The 18,776-nt window shown below is 71.0% G+C and carries 18 protein-coding genes; 4 read left to right on the forward strand and 14 right to left on the reverse strand.

Going from position 1 to position 18,776, the window contains the following annotated elements; genetic code table 11:
- Positions 1-3 precede the first annotated feature (3 nt).
- Positions 4-3,132: a BTAD domain-containing putative transcriptional regulator gene (locus ABZ385_RS14185; RefSeq protein WP_358911466.1), complete on the reverse strand. Its 3,129-nt coding sequence runs from the start codon at positions 3,130-3,132 to the stop codon at positions 4-6.
- A 338-nt stretch (positions 3,133-3,470) separates the two neighbouring features.
- Between ABZ385_RS14185 and ABZ385_RS14190 the strand changes: the two genes are divergently transcribed.
- Positions 3,471-3,830 (forward strand): hypothetical protein, encoded by a 360-nt coding sequence (locus tag ABZ385_RS14190; protein WP_358911567.1) that lies wholly within the window; start codon positions 3,471-3,473, stop codon positions 3,828-3,830.
- A gap of 8 nt (positions 3,831-3,838) precedes the next feature.
- Here ABZ385_RS14190 and ABZ385_RS14195 read toward each other — a convergent pair whose 3' ends face one another.
- From ABZ385_RS14195 to ABZ385_RS14250, 12 genes are all read right to left on the reverse strand, one after another.
- Complete coding sequence (locus ABZ385_RS14195; RefSeq protein WP_358911468.1) at positions 3,839-4,561, reverse strand: hypothetical protein; 723 nt, start codon at positions 4,559-4,561, stop codon at positions 3,839-3,841.
- 793 nt (positions 4,562-5,354) lie between these two features.
- On the reverse strand, positions 5,355-6,647 hold the full coding sequence (locus ABZ385_RS14200; protein ID WP_358911470.1) for a hypothetical protein: 1,293 nt from the start codon (positions 6,645-6,647) through the stop codon (positions 5,355-5,357).
- Complete coding sequence (locus ABZ385_RS14205; RefSeq protein ID WP_358911472.1) at positions 6,644-6,973, reverse strand: hypothetical protein; 330 nt, start codon at positions 6,971-6,973, stop codon at positions 6,644-6,646. The genes ABZ385_RS14200 and ABZ385_RS14205 overlap by 4 nt, the downstream gene beginning before the upstream one ends.
- A 498-nt stretch (positions 6,974-7,471) precedes the next feature.
- Positions 7,472-7,930, reverse strand: a complete 459-nt coding sequence (locus ABZ385_RS14210) for a pilus assembly protein TadG-related protein (protein WP_358911474.1) — start codon at positions 7,928-7,930, stop codon at positions 7,472-7,474.
- Between the two features lie 11 nt (positions 7,931-7,941).
- A complete protein-coding gene (locus ABZ385_RS14215) occupies positions 7,942-8,367 on the reverse strand; it encodes a TadE/TadG family type IV pilus assembly protein (protein ID WP_358699099.1) in 426 nt (141 codons plus the stop codon).
- The gene (locus ABZ385_RS14220) at positions 8,367-8,744 is read right to left on the reverse strand and encodes a TadE family protein (RefSeq protein ID WP_358911569.1); all 378 of its coding nucleotides are present in this window, start codon (positions 8,742-8,744) and stop codon (positions 8,367-8,369) included. The genes ABZ385_RS14215 and ABZ385_RS14220 overlap by 1 nt, the downstream gene beginning before the upstream one ends.
- Before the next feature lie 103 nt (positions 8,745-8,847).
- Positions 8,848-9,099, reverse strand: a complete 252-nt coding sequence (locus tag ABZ385_RS14225; RefSeq protein ID WP_358577444.1) for a hypothetical protein — start codon at positions 9,097-9,099, stop codon at positions 8,848-8,850.
- A gap of 105 nt (positions 9,100-9,204) precedes the next feature.
- A complete protein-coding gene (locus ABZ385_RS14230) occupies positions 9,205-10,134 on the reverse strand; it encodes a type II secretion system F family protein (protein ID WP_358697040.1) in 930 nt (309 codons plus the stop codon).
- A complete protein-coding gene (locus tag ABZ385_RS14235; protein WP_358697038.1) occupies positions 10,131-11,246 on the reverse strand; it encodes a type II secretion system F family protein in 1,116 nt (371 codons plus the stop codon). The genes ABZ385_RS14230 and ABZ385_RS14235 overlap by 4 nt, the downstream gene beginning before the upstream one ends.
- 7 nt (positions 11,247-11,253) lie before the next feature.
- The gene (locus ABZ385_RS14240) at positions 11,254-12,564 is read right to left on the reverse strand and encodes an ATPase, T2SS/T4P/T4SS family (protein ID WP_358577190.1); all 1,311 of its coding nucleotides are present in this window, start codon (positions 12,562-12,564) and stop codon (positions 11,254-11,256) included.
- Entirely contained in the window at positions 12,561-13,406 is an 846-nt protein-coding gene (locus ABZ385_RS14245) for a hypothetical protein (RefSeq protein WP_358577188.1), read from the reverse strand. The genes ABZ385_RS14240 and ABZ385_RS14245 overlap by 4 nt, the downstream gene beginning before the upstream one ends.
- 17 nt (positions 13,407-13,423) lie before the next feature.
- Positions 13,424-14,170 carry a hypothetical protein gene (locus ABZ385_RS14250; protein WP_358911476.1) on the reverse strand — a complete coding sequence of 249 codons (747 nt, stop codon included), beginning with the start codon at positions 14,168-14,170 and terminating at the stop codon, positions 13,424-13,426.
- Between the two features lie 696 nt (positions 14,171-14,866).
- Here ABZ385_RS14250 and ABZ385_RS14255 point away from each other — a divergent pair.
- Positions 14,867-15,751, forward strand: a complete 885-nt coding sequence (locus ABZ385_RS14255) for a serine protease (RefSeq protein ID WP_358911478.1) — start codon at positions 14,867-14,869, stop codon at positions 15,749-15,751.
- A gap of 188 nt (positions 15,752-15,939) precedes the next feature.
- Here the strand turns inward: ABZ385_RS14255 and ABZ385_RS14260 are convergent, their stop codons facing one another.
- Positions 15,940-16,581: a hypothetical protein gene (locus ABZ385_RS14260; RefSeq protein WP_358911480.1), complete on the reverse strand. Its 642-nt coding sequence runs from the start codon at positions 16,579-16,581 to the stop codon at positions 15,940-15,942.
- Positions 16,582-17,011: 430 nt separating this feature from the next.
- On the opposite strand from ABZ385_RS14260, the gene ABZ385_RS14265 reads away from it, so the two are divergent.
- Positions 17,012-17,683, forward strand: a complete 672-nt coding sequence (locus tag ABZ385_RS14265; protein ID WP_358911482.1) for a hypothetical protein — start codon at positions 17,012-17,014, stop codon at positions 17,681-17,683.
- Positions 17,680-18,759, forward strand: a complete 1,080-nt coding sequence (locus tag ABZ385_RS14270; RefSeq protein WP_358911484.1) for a hypothetical protein — start codon at positions 17,680-17,682, stop codon at positions 18,757-18,759. The genes ABZ385_RS14265 and ABZ385_RS14270 overlap by 4 nt, the downstream gene beginning before the upstream one ends.
- Positions 18,760-18,776 lie beyond the last annotated feature (17 nt).

An 18,776-nucleotide genomic window follows, 5' to 3' on the forward strand; every position in this document is an offset into this window, starting at 1 on the left:
CCCTCACCCGGCCGCGGACGCCTCACTGCGCCAGCCGGGGAGCAGCTCGTCCAGCAACGCCTCGGTACGAGGCGGCAGCCCGCGCGCCCCACTCCGTGCGACCAGATCCGCCGCCACCCGCCGAAGCCGGGTGGAATCCTCCGTCGCGGCCGTCGCCCGAAGCAACTCGTTCCAGAGCCGCTCATCGCCCGGCGCGGAGCCGAGCGCGGCGTTCAGCGCCTCGATCGCCTTCTCCGCGCGCCCCTTCTCCAGGTGGAACTCGGACAGGGCGAGCCCGATGTCGGCGACGAGCAACGGCAGCTGCGCGTCGATGATCTCGTGCGTGAGCCACGCGTACCGCCCGCGCGGCCGGTCGGCGAGCAGTTGCCCTCGTACGAGCACCAGCGCGTCGGTGAGCATCCGCCCGCGCACGGCACGGTTGCCCGCGCCCCGGCCCTGCGTGGCCTCGTAGTACAGGGACCGCAGCACGTCCAGGTCGGAGACGACGGACTTGGCGAGCGTGAGCCGGCCGTTCCGGTCGGTCCGCAGCCGGGGCGAGCCGTCGGGGTCGGTGCCGAGCCACTCGCGCAGCCGCTCGACCAGCGCGTCGCGCACGTCCTCGGTGACGCCGCGCGGCCACAGCGCGGAGGAGAGCACCCGGGGGTGCACTCCCTCGCGGTGCAGGAGCAGCAGCGCGAGGGCCTCGTGCATCAGCGCGCTGCGCTCCCCGTCCGGGCTGTCGAGGCCGATGATCTCGTACGTGCCGACGAGGCGGGCGTAGACCGCGGGCCGCCCCTGCTCGGTGACGTCGACGAGGAACGGCGGCGCGGCGCCCGCGGGACCGTCGTCGGGGCCGGTGGGGCCCCGGTCGTCCACGCTGTCGGGGTCGGCCTCGGTGAAGAGCCGCACGACGGCGCGCTGCTGGTCCTCGGGGAGCGTCTGCGCCGCCAGTTCGAGGCCGAGCAGCGGCGCCAGCAGCTTCCCCTCGCGGGTGATCTCCATCTCCCAGGCGGCGCCGGGCAGGTCACCGGAGTCCGTGCCGACGAGGTAGCCGATGCCGAGGCGGGCCGCGTCGGCGGCGAGTTCGGCGAGCTTGAGCGCGTCCTCGCCGGTCGGTTCGGCGGCGAGCAGGACGAGGTGCGGGGCCCAGCGGGTGTGCCGGGCGGGGCCGGTGCGGCCGGTGAGCACGGAGTCGTGCCCGGCGGCACCGAGCGCGCCGCGCCGCTGCCGCGTCTCGGCCTCCATGGTCTCCAGGAGGGCTGCCACGTCCTCCAGGTGCCGCAGCCGGTTGGGGGCGAGCGTCGAGAGGTCCTGGCCGAAGCCGACGAGGGTGATGGTCATGCGGTCCGACCAGCCGTTGGTGGCGAGTTCGGCGGCGACCGAGGCGAAGACGGCGGCGCGGTCGCTCGCGGCGCCGCTCAGCGAGACGATGCCGGGCACGGACTCCAGGTTGAGGAGCAGCCGCGAGTCGTCGAGGGTGCCGAGGCTGACGAGGCCGGGGTAGGGCGCGGCTGTGTCCGCGTCCTCGTACCGCTCGGCGTCGGCGTGGGCCAGCACCCAGAACGTCTGGTCCTGCCCCAGCTGCCACGGCGCGGGCGGCCGGCCCGCCGGCTGGGCGAGCTGGAGGTGCAGGTCGCCGTTGGTCAGCCAGGCCGCGTAGACGGTCGGCAGCGGGCGGTTCTCCCCGGCGAGCGAGGCGGCGAGGCCGCGCAGCGACAGGTCGAGCAGGCGTACGCCCTCGGGGTCGGCGCCCACGAGCAGCGCGTCCTGCACATCGGCGGCGTCACCGGTCGGCGTCGACGGCTGCCGGTGCCCGCCGACGGCTCCCAGGGCCGACTGCCACAGGGCGTGGCGGCGCCGGCGGCCGAGGGCGCCGAGGAGGCCGGCGGCGAGGAGGGGGGCGCCGAGGAGGGCCTCGGGCAGGCCGAAGCCGGAGCCGTCGAGGCGGCCGTCGTCGGGCGCGTCCGCCGCGGGTGTCTCCGGGGTGGCCGGGGCCTGCGGCGTGGCGGGCTCGGCGGGGGCGGTGGGGGCGTCGGGGCGCTGTTCGGGGAGGACGATGTGGGCGGTGTCCTGGTCTACTGGGCCGCTGCCGCCGTCACGGGCGCCGTGACCGCTGCCCTGTCGGCCGTCGCCGCCTTGCCGGCCGCCGCTGCCCTGCCGGTCACCACTGCCCTGCTGCTCGCCGCTGCCTTGCTGGTCGCCACTGCCTTGCCGGTCGCCGCCCTGTCGCTGGTCGCCGGTCCGGGAGTAGTCGGAGATCTGCTCCTTGACGTCCTTGGAGATCTTCGGCGCCTCGTCGGGCATCTCGACCAGCTCGCCGCCGTGCGCGTCCGCGGGCATCTCCATGATCCAGCCGGGCCGGATGAGGCTGGCCTCGGAGAGCTTGGACCCGTCGGGCTGCTCCCGGTCCTTGTTGAGCTGGTAGATCTCCTTGTACCGGCGGCCGTCGCCCAGGTGCCGCTCGGCGATCTCCCACAGGGAGTCGTGGTGGCGTCCCTCGGGCGGCTGGATCCGGTAGAACTTCGTGTCGCCGTCCTTGGCGCCGACGCCGCCGTCCGCGTGGGCGGCCTGCTCGGCCTGCGCGGCGAGCGCGTGGGCGGCGGACGCGGCGGTCCGCTGCTCCTGCCCGAAGAGCCCCGGCGTCTGCTGCGCGGCCGCGGACGCGGGCTTCTGGTTGCCCTCCGACGACTGCCCGAACTGCGAGAGCCCCGGCGCGAAGCTCGCGGCGGTGGCGCCCACCAGGAGCAGGGCGGCGACGAGCTGACGCGCGAGCAGCTGGCTGCCGCCGGCGCCCGGTACGCGGCTCGGGATCCCCACACCGGAGAGCGCGGCCTTTATCTCCACGAGCACGCAGGCGGTGAACTGCGCCCAGGCGAACCAGACGACGACGGTCAGCACGTTGATGAACGTGCTGACGGTGATCTCCTGCTGCAGCCAGCTCAGCGAGGGCGCCCCGCTCGGCAGCGGCCACCCCACGAACACCACCAGCGCGCTGGGCACGCCCACCAGGAGCACCGTGAGGGCGACGAAGGCGAGGAAGGCCTTGACGAAGTCCCCGACGGAACGCCGGCGCCCCGGCAGCGGCTGCGGCGTCCGGTTCCGCGGCGACCGCGGATCAGGCGGGCTCGTCGAGCGTGAGGTGGTGCGCGCCATGGCGGAAGTCCTGGTGTCCTGTGGAGAGGAGTGGATGGTGGTGGCAAGAGCCTACTGAGCCACTGAGGCGATGGTACGGAAGGTGCCGAGGGGCAGACAGGGGTACGGGCGGGGGTTCCGCCCGATTACCAACTCCGCGCCCCAAAGGCCCGATTCGCCTGGCCGAGGCGGTGGGCCCCGCCCCTGATCACCGACGCGGTGGGGGCGGGGCCGGTTCCCCCGGCCGGCGCCGACGAAGGGGAGGCGCGTACGAGGCGCACGGCCGGCCGGCCCGGTAGCGTCGGGACCGTCGCTCCCTGTCGGCGGGGAGCGGTGAGGCACCCGAGGGGGACATGACCATGGGCAAGGGCAAGAGCGACCTCGCGGTCCCGATCACCGACCTGGAGGACTACGGCCGCCGGCTGCGCTCCATCAAGGACCGCATGAACCGCACCAAGAAGATCTTCGAGTCCTACCGCGACGACATCGGCGACGGCGGCGTCTACGACTCCCTGGACGACTTCGAGTCCAACTGGGAGGACGGCCGCGAGGACATCGGCCAGCAACTGGACCAACTCGCGTCCCTGTCCGACGCGGTCGTCCGCGAGTTCAAGAAGCTCGACGACGACTTGGCGAAGGAGGTCAACGACGCGGTGAAGGTGAACGGAAACGGAAACGGCAAGGGCGGCGGCAAGGGGGACACGGGCGGGGCCAAGTAGCGGGGAGTTCAGACCGCACCGGGGGGCAAGGGATTCTCGAAGCTGACCAGTTCGATGCCGCCGCGCAGGATGCGGCGGTAGTCGTCTCGGCGGTGCGTCGCGCGCGTACTCAAGGTCAGTACGGCGATCCGCCTGCCGTCCGGATGGGGCAGGTGGGCGTGGATCTGGAGCAGCGGGCCCGCGCCGAGCCCGCCCGGGACGGGTGTTCGCACCGTCTCACTGAGACTGACCGGACCACAGGCGAGGCCTTCGACGTACTCGACGCGGGTGTGCGGGGCACCTTCCCCGGATGCGACGGCTCGGGCCGCCGTCACGGAGGGCGGGGCGATGGCGATGTCACGCCAGGAAAGCGTCAGGAAGGACAACAGGGGCCGCCCGGCATCCCCGGCTCGGGCGGTGGCTTCCTCGCCCGGAGCATCTCTGTCGACGTCGGTGTCATCGCGGTGCAGACCGATGGCGCAGTAGACCGTTCCCGCCTCGCAGAGCGCTGACAGCAGGTGTCGCGCGGCGCCTACGTGGGCCAGGAAGCGTTGTCGGGCGAGCTCATCGGGCGCCGTGTCCAACACGGGCCCCAGGGCGACATGGAACGGGTCACTCTCGGGTGAGTCCGGCACGTTCAGCAGAACATCAAGCGGCACGGCGGTAAAGCCGGCCGGCTCCGCGAACCAGATGTCGGCCTCTGGATCCCGGGCAGAATCGTGGACGACTAACGACGGCAGGTCGGTCCGCATGTGTCGATGTCCCATACGTATGAAGGTGAGCACGGCAGCCGCACGCCCTGCGAGCCAGGGCGCACATCAAGAAAGGGCCATTACGTTCGGCGAGACGGAGACTGTGGGGTCGGCGCCCCCGGAACAGAGGCGCCTGCACGGCGTGCACGTTCCAGAGCGGCCGGGCTGGCGTTGCGATCGGCGGGTGCGCCCCGGCGCAGGGCTGCCCCCTGATACAGAAGATGCAGTCGGCGGGGCCTCGCCCCGTCACGACCGGGAGCAGCGATCACCGCAAGGAAGCGTGGGTCACCCGCGAACCACAACGGCTCGATCTGCGCCTTGCGTTCAGGTTCCGCGGCGGAGGCTCCAATTCGTCTGAACCACCAGTGGCTACGGAACGCAGCGATGAAGGTCAACGGAACCCTGTCGGCCGGGTCGTCCGGATGGGGCAGTTCGAACCACATGCGCCGGTCCGACGCCGCAGCGTGCGGTGTGATGCCCCGCGGTACATCGCTGAGAATCTGCCAGGGGTACACACGCAGAACACGACGCATACGAAAAGAAGTGAGGAGGAACGACATCTCCACGATGCTCCGGAACGGCGCGTACGCGAGGACCGGAAAGAGAATCCACCCGATCGAAACCGGTAGTCCGACGGCGGCCACCAGGCTACCGAATGCAATGCAGGCCAAAATCAGCAACCGCAGCACGCTCGCGCCAAGAGTCCGGGCCCAAGCTTTGCGAGTCGCCGAATGATGCCATGCCACCTGATGTTCAGTTGGCCGCATTTGCGCAATCCCCCTGCCATTCAGAGTTACCGTGCGAAGGCATGGCGAGCCACATCGACGATTCCGCCACCATCGACGCCGAGTCGGGCACCATCGATTCCAGCCACTGCTCCCCCCTTGATCCCGTCGTCATCGGCATCCACTGCCTTCATTGCCAGGCCGAATCCAGCGGTTGCCACGCCCAATGACGCGGAGGTCACCTGGATCGCCTTGATGGCCGGCTCAGCTCTCGCACCCCGCACCGTGGTGGTCAGCAGGGAGTTACCGAGACCGGTGAGGTCCTTCGCCTCGTCAACGGTGCGGGGACCGACCTGAGCAATCCGCTGCGCCAAGGGGAGCACTTCTCCCGTCCCACCCGCGGCCTGCAAGGCCGTGCGCGTACCTTTCCAGACCGCACCTACTCCCGGGGCCATACCGAGAGTGTCCCCACCCACCGTCACCAAGTTGCTCCAAAAGTCCTGATCCAACTCGCCCTTGGTGAAGCCGTCCCATAGCGATTCCCGCAATTCGGGATCACCGAAGACACGCAGCGCAAGCGCACCCCCACTCAGCACCCCCGCGGCCAACAACAAAACCGCCGCAGCCGTCCCGCCCGAGACCACGAACAGGGCCACGAGGCCGACGACCGCCGCGACTGTGCTGAGGATGTCGGGGAGGTTCTCCTTGACCCATTCCAGCGTCGATTCGAACCAACCCGGCTCGTGCGGAGCGAGTTTCCCCGTCGCGTCGCGGATCTTCGTGGCCCGCAGGTGGGCCTTCTCCTCGTGTTCGTGGGCGAGCTTCCTGGCCCTGGCGAGGACACGGGCCAACTCCGCCTCGGCCTCCTTGACGCGGGCGTGGGCACGACTCAGTGCCTTTCGCGCTCCCTCGTGCCCCGAGGCCTTCTCCTCGTCCAGGTCGGGGCCGTCGCCCGCCGTGTCGGCGACGCCTTTCGCCTTGCGCAGTTCTTCACGCGCGTCCTTCGCGTCCTCGTTCAGCCGTTTCGCGCGCGCACGGAACTCCTCCAGCTCCTCGCGCCAGCGCGCCAACTGCCGGGCGGCCTTGCCGATCGACCGTGCCGCGTTGCGCAAGTTTTTCGGCAGGGGCCCGTCCCGCAGCTGCTCGCGGTAGGCGACCGCCGCGTCACCCTCCCAGTAGCTGCCGTCCATCAGCTTCGTGACCACCTCATGGGTGTCGTCGAGGACCTTGGCGCAGTTGACCAGCTTCTTGTGGAGCGCTCCGACCGCGTCGCAGTCTCCGGGGACCGGATTGAAACCGAGCGCCGGGAAGTCGGGGTTCCTGGCGCCCCTGGGGTGGCCCGGCCCGAGCGACACGGTCATGTGGTGCTCCCGCCGTTCTTCGGCTCAGCTTTCTCCCTGGATCTCCTGATCGCCTCTTCCAGGGCTCTGTCGACCTCGAAGTAACTGTCCTTGTTCTTGTTGATGATCTTCGCGAGATCCGCGGCCTGCTCGCCGATCTGTTCCGTGCCGTACTTCCAGTCGTCCTGGAATTGCTCGCACGCGCTGTCCAGAGCGACTGTGCCCAGTCCCGACACCGTGGCGTGGGACAGCGCCTTGCGCATGTTCTTCAACGCGTCATTCGACTTGTCCAAGAGCCTGACGAACCTGTCCAGCTCCGTGCCGTCCACCCTCAGCCGTCCTGCCATACGGGCCTCTCCTCCTCGGGCCGAGACACGCGCGTCTCTGTCAGCGGCTGACGGACCGGAGCTGAGTCGGAGTGCGGATCGGTCGCGAGGTGCACAGGGCGGTTCACTGAAGGCTCCTGGAGAGTGCGGTTCGCTGAAGCGAAGCTCACGCTATCCAGGCTGTGCCGCCGCACCGGGAGCGTTGCGTCAATGTCCCGTAGCCGCCGAGGCCGACCGCACAGGTTCGAGGCGGGCTCGTCCGTGGCCGAAAAGCCGACGCCGGTCCCGGGCGTGCATCACCGGCTCCCTTAGGGGCCGTTGCGGAGCCCGGTGCGTCGGACTCCCGCTCCCGGCAGCGGCGCCGGGCTCGAAGTCGACCATGGACGTGGGCCGTCGCGGGGGACGAGGACAGACGGTGCGTCAGCCATACGTGTGATGAGCCGACGCTGAAGAGACATGTACCCCCGCGGTGGCCCAACGGGGTCGTGCCGCCGAAGAACGACCCCGGCGGGCCCCGTCTCAGCCCACCTCGTTCTCCGCTACCGCGCTCCCCTTCACCGTGACATCGCCGCCGTAGAACATGCCGGTGAAGACGGGGCTGTAGGTCATCTGGACCTGGACCTCCACCCGTTGGGCGTTCGCCGTCACGCAGTGGGTCGCCGAGACGTCCGCGCCGGACAGGCCCGCCTCCCGGACGAAGGCCTGGACGCGGGCGCCGCAGTTCTCGTAGTTGATGGGGGCGCCCTCGGCCCCCTCGTACAGGCCCTCCGTGTCGAGGTCCTGCGCCGCGTAGCGCGCGGCCTGCTCCGCGATGTCCGCGGCGCGTTCCCGCTTGGAGATGGACAGCCCGCCGTCGATGACGAACGCGGACAGCGTGAGGAACACGATCGCGAAGATGATGACGGCGCCCGCCCCCGAGCCCCGGTCGTCCAGCGCCTCCCGGCGGGCGGCGACCCAGCCTCGTACGGCGTCGGTCATGGCTCTCCTTCTCACGCCGCCCTCCGGTAGGGGTCCAGCGGCGAGCTGAAGCTGGCCTTCAGGGTCGTCGGGACATCGACGCCGATCATCGCCAGGCCCCGCACCTGGCAGCTCACCTCGACCGTGAAGAAGGGGTCGACGTCGGGGTCGAAGCCGGCGCTCTTCTGCACGACGCTGACCGGGCCCGAGCAGACGTCCGCGAGGTCCGCCCGCGCGGCCCTGCGCGCCTGTGCCATCGCCGTGCCGTGCTCCTTCTGGATCGAGCCGGCGCGCGCCGCGTCCCGCGCCGCGCCGTCGATGGCGCCCCGGCCGTCCACGAGCTGCCCGAAGGCCACCAGGACGAGGATGAACAGGATCATCACGGGGGCGAGGATCACCACCTCGATGGTGGAGAGCCCCCGGTCGTCACGCCGCCACCGCGGCAGCCGAAAGCGCATCAGCCGTCGTCCTCCACGAACCGCTCCACCGGTCCCGAGGACTGCGCGTGCACGGTGAAGTCGAGCCCGGGGAAGACCATCGGCACCTTCGCCGTGATCTCCACGCCGACGGTGCCCGGCTCCGGCTGGATCGTGCGCACGTCCGGGTCGAGCACCAGCTGCGGGCCGAGCTGGCGGATGTAGGCGTCGACCACGTCGCGGGCCTCGCCGCGCCAGCCGCCCGCGTTCTCGTCCGCCGTGGCGCGGGCCTTGCGCGCGCCGGCCTGGGCCGCCGCCTGGGCGACGTGGTCCGCGAAGAAGTACAGGCCGAACTGCACCGTCGCGAAGATCATGAAGAACAGTACGGGGGTGAGCAGCACGAACTCGATCGCGGTCATGCCGGATTCGCCGCGGGTGGAGGCGGCCTCCACCCTGCGGCGTACCCATCGTCTCGCACGCTCGCGCACGCGTCCCCGCTCCCTGTCCCCGTTCACCACCGGATCAGCAGGTCTTGCCCGCGTCCGCGCCCTCGATGCACTCGCCGACCTTCGTGGCGCCCTTGTCCAGAGCCGCGTTGATGATGGCCGCCACCGCGCCCACGATCGCCACGACGACCGCCGAGATGATGACCCACTCGACCGCGGACGCGCCCCGGTCCAGCTCGCCCGAGCGGACGCGCTGCACGCGGCCCTGCAGGAAGGTGATCACGAGGTCGAGGCCGGGGTTGCCGGTGCGGAAGTCCCGCTCGTCCAGGCCGTTCAGGCCGCTCGGTCCGTTCATGATGTGTTGTCCTCTCAGGAGTGGTGGGGGGAGGTGGTGCCGGGCCCCGTTGTCGCCCGGCACCGTCGTGACGGGCCGCTACACCTGGAACACGCGCATCGCCGCCGGGAAGATGAGGAAGACCAGGAAGCCCGCGCACAGCAGCAGCTGCGCGACCAGCATCGACTGCGACTTCTCGCCCGCGCTGCCCTCGATCTCGGCCAGCTCGCGGTGCCGCATCGTCTCCGCGCGGGAGGCGAGGGACTCGCGCACCTTCGCGCCGTCGTCCGCCACCAGCGCCAGGGACGCCGACAGGTCCTTCAGTTCCTCGACGCCCAGCTCCTCGCCGAGCGAACCGAGGGCCTGCCACTGGCTGACGCCGGTGATGCGGGCGTCGGCCAGGGCGCTGCGGATACGTTGCGTCGCCCAGCCGTCGGAGACTTCCGCCGCCGCCATGAGGGCCTCGGGCAGACCGCGGCCGCCCGCGAGGCTCATCGACACCAGGTCCAGATAGGCGCCGATGACGCGGCGCAGGTCGCGCCGCTTGTCCGCCGCGTCCCTGCGCACCTCCAGGTCGGGCAGGAAGAAGAAGAGCGCGCCGAACATCAGCGCGAGCCACACGGGGATGATCGGGCTGCGGCTGAAGCCGAGGACCATGACGACGGTGAAGAGGAACGGGCCGAAAAAGATGCCGACCGCGCCCAGCAGCACCTTCGTCGCCAGGAACTTCTCCCAGCTGCGGTCCAGGACCGCGAGGTCGGCCCGCAGCGAGCGCTGCTCCCAGCCCTGCTGGAGGTAGAGGTCCGCGACGCGCGCGCCGACGCGGGTCCGCAGCGACCCGATGCGGCCCGGCTTCTCCACGTCTCCGGTGGCCCGCTGCGAGGCGTACGCGGCGCCGCGGGCCCGCAGCGCGTCGATGCGGGCCACCGTGGCGACCGCGCTCTGCTTGGGCGGCAGCAGGGCGCGTACGAGGGCGAAGACGCCGAGGCCGAGCACCGCGCCGATCACGATCGGCATCGTCAGGCTCATCGACGTACCCCCTCGGAGGAGTTGGACTGGCCCGGGAGGCCGTGCTGAAGAGGCAGGCCCTGCTGGCCGCTCTGCCCCACGCCCGGTTGTCCCACGCCCGGCTGCCCCACGCCCGGCTGTCTCACGCCCGGCCGACCGGCGCCCGGCCGGCCCTGCCCGGTGCCGTCCGCCGCGCCCCGGGGCCGCACGAACTGCACGCCCGGCTCGTCCTTGACCAGGAAGCGGTCCGGCGTCTCGACCGTCGACAGCTTCCGCAGCCACCAGAAGCCCAGCGCGAACAGCGCGCAGACCAGGGCCAGCACGAGCTGCCCGACCGGTGTGCCGTAGGGCTCGACGAACTCGCGGTTGAAGATGGACAGGCCGAGGACGAAGGCGACCGAGACCGCCACCACGATCTGCACCGAGCGGCGGGTCGAGGCGCGCTGCGCCATGACGCGCTGGCGCATGTCGACCTCCTCGCGCGCCGACTTGGCGAGCGCGCCGAGGACTTGGCGCAGGCCCGGGCCGCGCAGCTTGGCGTTGAGGATCAGCGCCGCGACGATGATGTCCGCCGAGGCGTCGTCGATCTCGTCGGCGAGGATCTGCAGGCCCTCGGGGAGCGGGGTGCGGGCGCGCAGGCGGTCCACCAGGGCGTCCAGGTGGGGCCGGAGCACGGGGGCCGCCGCGCGGGCGGAGGCGGGGATGGCCTGTTCCAGGCCGACCGCGCCCGCGATCGTGTCGCGCAGCGACTCCGTCCAGGCGGCGAGGGCCTCCACGCGCTTCATCTGGGCGCGTTCCTCGGCGGCGCCGCCGAAGAGCTTGTCCCAGAAGAAGACGAGGATGCCGGCCGCGATGCCGGCCACCGCCCAGCGGGTGAGCAGGAGGACGACCAGGCCGACACCGGCGGCGAGGGAGCCGCGGCGGCCCGCGAAGCGGATCAGTTCGCTCCAGCGTTCGCTCGCCTTGTGCTTCTCGTGCTCGGGCTTCGGGGGCAGGCCCCGCAGCGCGACGGCGAGCAGCGCGATGCCGCCGCCCGCGGCGACGCCGCAGAGCAGGGCGTACAGGACCGGCAGCGAGAAGAGGCCGCCCATGGAGCCGAGGGAGCCCGCTGCCAGTGGGTGGGATGCGTTCATGTCGTGCTCACCCCCATTGCCCGGCGGGGCGGTAGCCGAACGCGGCCAGGTCGTCCATGCAGGCGATCGGCGCGTGCGCGACGACCTGCCCGTCGGGGGCCTCCGCGAAGACCTCGCTGGACAGGACGCGGCCGTCGACGCCGTTGACCTCGCGGACCGAGGTCACCACGCGCTGGAGCTTGCCGCCGGACTGGTAGTTGTTGCGCCGCTGGATGAAGACGACGAAGTTGACCGCGCCCGCCACCAGCATCTGGCTCGCCTCGATGGGGAGCCGCTCGGCGGCCTGGAGCGCGTAGGTGGAGATGCGGTTGAAGACCTCGCTGGAGCTGTTGGCGTGGATCGTGGAGAGCGAGCCGTCGTTGCCCTGGGACATCGCGTTCAGCATCGTGACGATCTCGTCGCCGAGCACCTCGCCGACGATGACCCGGGAGGGGTTCATACGGAGCGAGCGGCGCACCAGCTCGGCCATCGAGATCTCGCCCTGGCCCTCGGAGTTGGGCAGCCGCTCCTCGAACGCGACGACGTTCGGGTGCAGGTCGGCGAATTGGTCGAGGCCCAGCTCCAGGGCGCGTTCGACGGTCACCAGGCGCTCGTGCGGCGGGATCTCGTTGGCGAGCGCGCGAAGGAGTGTGGTCTTGCCCGCGTTGGTCGCGCCCGCGATCATGATGTTCTTGCGGGCCCGGACCGCGCAGGCCAGGAAGTGGCCGATCTCCGGCGTCAGCGTGCCGTTGCCGACCAGGTCCGACATGAAGACCTTGCCCATGCGGGCGCGGCGGATGGACAGGGCGGGGCGGCGGGTGACGTCCATGACCGCCGACAGCCGCGAGCCGTCGGGCAGCCGCAGGTCGAGCTGGGGGTTCGCGGAGTCGAAGGGGCGGGACGAGAGGCCCGAGTACGCGCCGAGGACCTGGATCAGCTCGACGAGTTCCTCGTCCGTCTCGGCGACGGGGTCGGCCTTGGTCTCGCGGCCGTCGGCGTATCCGACGAAGACCTGGTCGCAGCCGTTGATGTCGATGTTCTCGACCTCGGGGTCGTCGAGAAGCGGCTGGAGCCGGCCGACGCCGAAGAGAGCGGCGTGCACGGCGGCCGCGTACTGCTCCTCGGTCTCCGCGTCGAGCGGGGTGCGCCCGGCGTTGATCTCCGCGCGGGCGTACTCCTCCAGGATCTGCGCGATGACGGCGCGGGCGTAGTGCCGCTCGTCCTCGCCCGACATCGGGGTGACGCCGGAGATCTGGTCGAGGCGGCGCTGCTCGGCGATGCGGTCGCCGGCCTCCTGCCGGAACCGCTTCACCAGCTGGTGGTCGACGGGCGTGCTCATCGGCCCGCTCCGTGCTGGTGCCGCTGCGGCGCGGCCGGGCCGCTCCAGGCGGCGCCGTACTGCTGGTACAGGTCGACGGTCACCTTGCGGGCGGAGCGGATGAGCAGCGACTTGTCGAGCCGTCCGCGCTTGCGTCCGGCCAGCTGGTCGGCGCCCGTCGGGTCGTCGGCGAGGGTGCCGACGACGCGGGCGCCGGTCTGCGCGGCCATCAGCATGTCGTCGACCTGGTGGACGAGCTTGGCCGACGCCGACGGGTCCGCGATCAGCAGGACGCCGATCAGCGGGGTGGCGAGCGAGGCGGCGCCCCGCGATCCGCCGTGCAGCTTGGCGGCGAGGGCCGCGGCGCGGTCGCGGACGCGGGCGAGCGCCTCGGGCTCGGTGCGCGAGACGAGCAGGACGAGGGCGGCCTGCGGGAACAGTTCGACGGCCGGGGTGTCGCCGCTGATCCGCCCGCAGTCGGCGATGACGTCGGCGGGCGCGTGCGGCGAGTCGGCGAGCTGCGCGAAGGCGCGCCCGAGGGTCGGCCACACCCCGGCGAGACCGGCGGCCTGCTCGGCGTTGCCCAGTCCGACGAGGACTTCGAGACCGCCGCTCAACGGCTGCGTGTGGTCCCACAGTTGGTCGGGCACGAGGCCGCGGCGGGCCGTGGCCGCGATGGACAGCATGCCCGTGTTGGGGTTGAGCGGTCCGCCGTGCGCGGCCGCGCTGCGGTAGACGAGGTCGCCGCCCGCGGGGTCGGTCTCCGCGACCAGCACGCGGCGCGGCCAGACGGCGGCCAGCGCGACGGCAGCGGTGGTGACGCCGGGCGACCCTTTGTCGGCGGCGAGTGCGATGAGCGCCATGTCCCTTTCGCTCGCCTCTAGTTGCTGTCGGGGGTGACGCGTACGACGACGACCTTGCCCTCGGACGCGGCGCTCGCCAGAGCCGCGACCTCGCCCCGCGGGACGAGGAGGGTGAGGTTCTGGTTGCCGGTGCTGACGGTGGCGTCGTTGTTGGAGCTGATGGTGCTCACCTTGGCGGCGGCGACCAGCGGCGTATCGCCGCTCGACCCGCTGCTCGACCCGCTGCTCGAACTGCCGCTGCCGGCGGAGCCCTTGCCGGTCGAGGTGCCGGACACCACCGGGTAGGCGGCGACGGTGTCGCCGGGCTTCAGGTCGGCGGGGTACTGGCCCTCCTTGAGGGAGAGGCCGACGGAGGCCTTTCCGGCGGGCAGGCCGGGCTTGGCGCCGAACATCTCGCCGACGGCGACGGTGCCGGCGGGGATGGTGCTCTTGGCCTTGAGCTTGACGAGGGCGTCGACCTTGGTCCACGGGACGTAGTGGATCGAGTCGTCCTCGGCGACCATCACGCTGGTGATGTTCCTGCCCTCGACGGGCGCCTCGCCCGCCGGGATCTCCTTCGTCACCTTGACGACCTCGATGCGGTCGCCGGCGCGCAGCACGAGCACGGTGGCGCCGAGCGCGCCGACGAGGATGAGGAGGACGGCCAGGGCGGCGAGCGCGGGTTTGCGCTCGCGAGGCGGCGCGGGAAGGCGCTCACCCATCGCCGGCTGGGCCGGCGCGGCGGAACGGTTGCCGCCCGCCCCCAAACGCTCCTGGATCTTCACGCAACTGCTCCCCGCACGCACAAGAAGAATCGGTCAATTTCGATCATTTGTGACACTCGCGACTCTCTCGCCCCACCTCGGGCGGGCTGTTCAGCCCAGGCCCCGTGTCAAGTCATCGCACCGTATCAGCAGCATATAAGCCCCTCAAGGCACGTTAAAGATCGCGAACCTCACAGGCCTCATCGTTATCCACGCGCAATCCGCGCTCGCCGGTTCCGATGCCGTTGCCGGATTGCGGAGGCGTGGCGGGTGTGTGCGTACGCGAATTGGCCCGCCGTGCGCAACTGGCGGCGGCGGGACGGGCGATAAGGCCCACGCGGGCCCCCGAGAGGGACGTCACCGGGGGTGCGGCCGGTTCCCGCCCGCCACCATGTGCGGCCGCACGCACGAAGGGGCACGGCGCTCCGCCGCGGTCGCGACCACCGAACCGCCCGCGATCCTCCCCACAACCCACGCAAGTGGTGGAACAGCCCACGCGAGTGGCGGGACAACCCACGCGAGTGGCGGAACAGCCCACGCGAGTGGCGGAGTGAACCGGTGCCGCGGATTCCCCCTCTCCCCTTCCGCACGAAAGGTTTCACGAGGAATGACCACTTGGTTGAACGCATGACCAAATGTGGTGCCGGCCCCACCTGTTGCCCGGCGGATCGCCGGAATTCAGGTACCACGCAAGACACGAAAGAGAAGCAACCCCCCATGAGTCGCACAACCCCCCTGCGGACCCCCACCCGCCGGACCTCCCTCGCCGCCGGCCTCGCCGCGACCGGCGCCGCCCTCGCGATGGTCGCCACCTCGGCCCCCGCCGCGCACGCCATCATCGGCGGCACCGAAGTCCCCAACGACGCCCATCCGTTCATGACGGCCGTACTGGAGAAGGGCCCCGGCAGCGCGCGTGACCGGCAGTTCTGCGGGGCCAGCCTGGTCACCGCGGACACGGTCGTGACGGCGGCGCACTGCCTGGTCGACGACGCGGGCAAGCCGGTCGGGCCGAAGACGCTCCAGGTCGCGGTGGGCCGCACGGTCCTCTCCAGGAAGCAGGGCCAGATACGGAACATCGCCAAGGGCGGCGTCGTCGTGCACCCGCGTTACCTCCAGGGCAAGGAGGCCTACGACGTGGCCTTCCTCCAGCTGGAGAAGCCGGTGCGGGGCATCTCCCCCGTGGCGCTCCCCACGCAGGGGACCGACGCGCTGATCCGCCCCGGCCAGAAGGCGACGGTCGCGGGCTGGGGCAACACGGACACGGAGCTGGACCACACCCCTGACCGCCTGCGCGAGGTGAAGGTCCCGATCCTCTCCCACGCGGAGTGCCGCACGAGCTACAAGGAGTACGACGCGAAGGTCAACTTCTGCGCGGGCGTGGAGGCGAAGGACTCCTGCCAGGGCGACAGCGGCGGCCCCATCTTCCGCAAGGTCCCCGGCCGCGAGGCCCCGATCCTGATCGGCGTCGTCTCCTACGGCGACGGCTGCGGCGCGCAGGGCGCCCCCGGCGTCTACACGTCGCTCAGCTCGTCGAAGCTGTGGAAGACGCTGGACGAGTCGCGCTCGGGCAAGCGGATCAATCGGGTGCTGAACCGGCGCTGAGGACGAGCGGGGCCCGTACGCTTCCCCGTTGACGCGTACGGGCCCCGCCGTCGACGAGGGCGTCCTCGGACCGGACTTCTTCGGACCGAACTTCTTCGGACCTGACGGGCCGGAGCGGCCGCCCCTACTCCCCTACTTCGCTGCTCCGCTACTCCGCTACTCCGCTACTCGGCTACTCGGCTACTCGGCTACTCGGCGAAGCGGAACGTAGACGTCACCGCGTCGAAGATGTCGAAGAACGAGTCCGCCAGTTCGAGGAGCTGGCTGCTGCCCGAGACCAGGGCGACCTTGCCCTCCTGGCCCGGCACGGGGATGAACGTCTGCATCAGGACGACGCGGAGGGTGCGGTCGTCGCCCTCCACCGAGATGTCCTCGACGCCGTAGGTGCGGGCCGCGAGGCCCACCCCCGGGATGTCGACCGTCGTGACCTCGCGCCACGCGTCGCCCTCCCGCTTGGCCTCGCGCACGCCGAGCTGGGCGACGATGCGGTCCGGGTCGGTCGGGAGGATGTCGCCGCCGGGCGTGCGCGCGCCGACCAGGGAAACCGTGACCGAGCCGGTGACCGGCGTATCGCCGCCGAAGGTCTCCGCCATGCAGCCGCAGTACAGGGCGCCGGACTGCCAGGCGTCCTTCGCGGCCTTGCGCAGGAAGCCCTCGAAGGTGTCGCGGTAGGGGGCCAGCTCGGGGCGGGCCCGCACGCGGTCGTTGATCATCTGGCGGATGGCGGCGTCGCGGGACTCGGGGCGTACGTCGAACTCCCACCACGACTCCGGCACCTTGATGCTGAATCCGCCGCGCGCGATGGTCTGCGGTGCTGTGTAGCGGGCCATGGCTGTTCTCGTCCCCTTCGTCGGCGTGTGCCGGGCCGGTTCGTCGGCGTGCCGGACCGGCCGGCCGACTCCTCGCCGGTCCGGCCGGGGCCAGCCTACGAGGCGGCGGGGGCACCCGGGTGCGCCCGCCCGCTGCTCGCCCGTGCCGCCGTCGATCCGCTCCCTCAGCAGGTCGGCGGGGCGGTTGTGGCGGGCGTACTCCTCGATCCTCTGCGGGGAGGACGCAACGCAGCGAGTACGTCTCTCCGTTCCCCGCCGGGTCCGCCGGTGTTGTCCAGGGCGTCCGGGGAGTCCGCCCCGAGTGCGTCACGACACGATGACAGTCCGCCGGGATGGCACACCTTGCCCCACTATCGACCCTGGCGGAACCACCAACCCCGTGGATAACGTCGGGCTGTTGGAGACATCCTCGCCCCACCGGGAGCCGACCGTGAACCGCCGCACCTTGCCCGTCACCGCCGCGCTCGCCGCGACCGCTGTTCTGCTTCTGACGGGTTGCGGCGGCGGGGGTGACGACAGCTCCCCGGACAAGGACAAGATCGCGGGCGCCGATCAGGGCACGACGAAGCCGAAGAAGTCGCGGGAGCCGGCGACATCCACGGACGACAATCCGGACGGCGTGGACCTGTCCCTGCCGAAGGACATGAGGCTGATCTTCGACTGGGACAGGCCGAACGACAAGAACGAAGCGGCGGCCATGGACGACGCCGCGAACTTCTTCCGTGCCATCTACCGAGGCGTCGACAAGCGCACCGCCAAGGACGCGGCGGTGTCCGCCTACGCGACCGGTGGTGGCCTTCACTACGCGCAGGTGCAGATCAACGAGTGGGTCAAGGGCGGCTGGACCGCCACCGGCACGCTGCGCCACTACCGGGCCACCACACGCTCCGCTGCCAACGGCAACTCGGTGGAGGTCACCTTCTGCGCGGACTCGAGCAAGTACTTCGGCAAAGAGATCAAGACCGGGAAGGTGCTGAGGACCAAGCCCAGCATCAAGGACTTCGATCATTACAAGCTCATCATGACCAAAATGCCCACCGGCAAGGACTTGTGGCAGGCATCCAAGGTGTTCGTGGAGACGGAGGCGGCACAGTGCCGGTGAACAGAGCACGTCGTACGACCCTCGGTACCGCAGCCCTGACGCTCGCCCTCGGCACCCTCGTCCTCACGGCACCCGCCCACGCGGCCAAGCCGGTGAACTCCGGCAAGGGCCGCGAGGCAGAGGCAAAGGGCGGCAGCGACGGAACCGGCATCTACGCCGCCGCCCAGATCCACTACACCGGTGCCGTCGCTCAGGGGAAGAGCAGGGGGAACGTCACCTCCTCCGACGTCACCTGGGCCCCTCCCCCCTGCTGGTACGCCCCCTACCTCGGTGCCAAGGACTTCAAGAAGAAGATGTCCAAGGAGCTCAAGGACTCCATGAGCGCCCCCGGCATGGGCGGACACGCGGGCGCGGCCCTCTCCGAGTTGCAGCGGCACTACGAGGACGACTACGGCTGGACCGACACCCCCGGCTACAAGGACTACAACGTCGACAAGGACGGCAAGGGCATGTTCTGGGCCGCCGTCGAGAACCCCGACGAGCCGGACGTCCTCAAGCGTTCCTCCTGCAACGACATCCCGTTCTGGGTCGACAAGGGCGAGGCCCCGCCGCCCCAGTACGAGCAGGCCATCACGTCGAAGATGCTGGCCGAGCTCGCCTACCAGCGGATGCAGCTGCCGAAGACCAAGGTCTCCCTCGCCCCTGAGGGCACCACGAAGGTGAACCTGCCCACCTGGGCCTGGCTCGACAAGGCCGTCTTCGACGACGTCCGCGCGAAGGCGGCGATCGACGTGCCCGGCTTCCACCTGGAGGCGACGACGACCGCACGGCCCAAGTCCCTCTCGATCAACCCGGGCAGCGACGACGCCACGATGATCCCCGCAAGCGGCGAATGCCCCATCGTCGACGGCAAGATCGGCGCGCCGTACGCGAAGGGCAAGTCCAAGGAGACCCCGCCCTGCGGCATCGTCTACAACCGCTCGTCCAAGGGCGCCACCTTCCCCCTCAAGGCCTCCCTCATTTGGGAGATCAGCTGGACGGGCACGGGCCAGGACGGGCCGGTCGGCATGCCCGACGGCACGATCGAGGTCGTACAGGACATCGCGGTCGAGGAAGTGCAGTCCGTCAACCGGTGATCTCACGCCCCGGAGAC

This window comes from Streptomyces sp. NPDC005898, assembly GCF_040629635.1.
Lineage (GTDB): Bacteria > Actinomycetota > Actinomycetes > Streptomycetales > Streptomycetaceae > Streptomyces.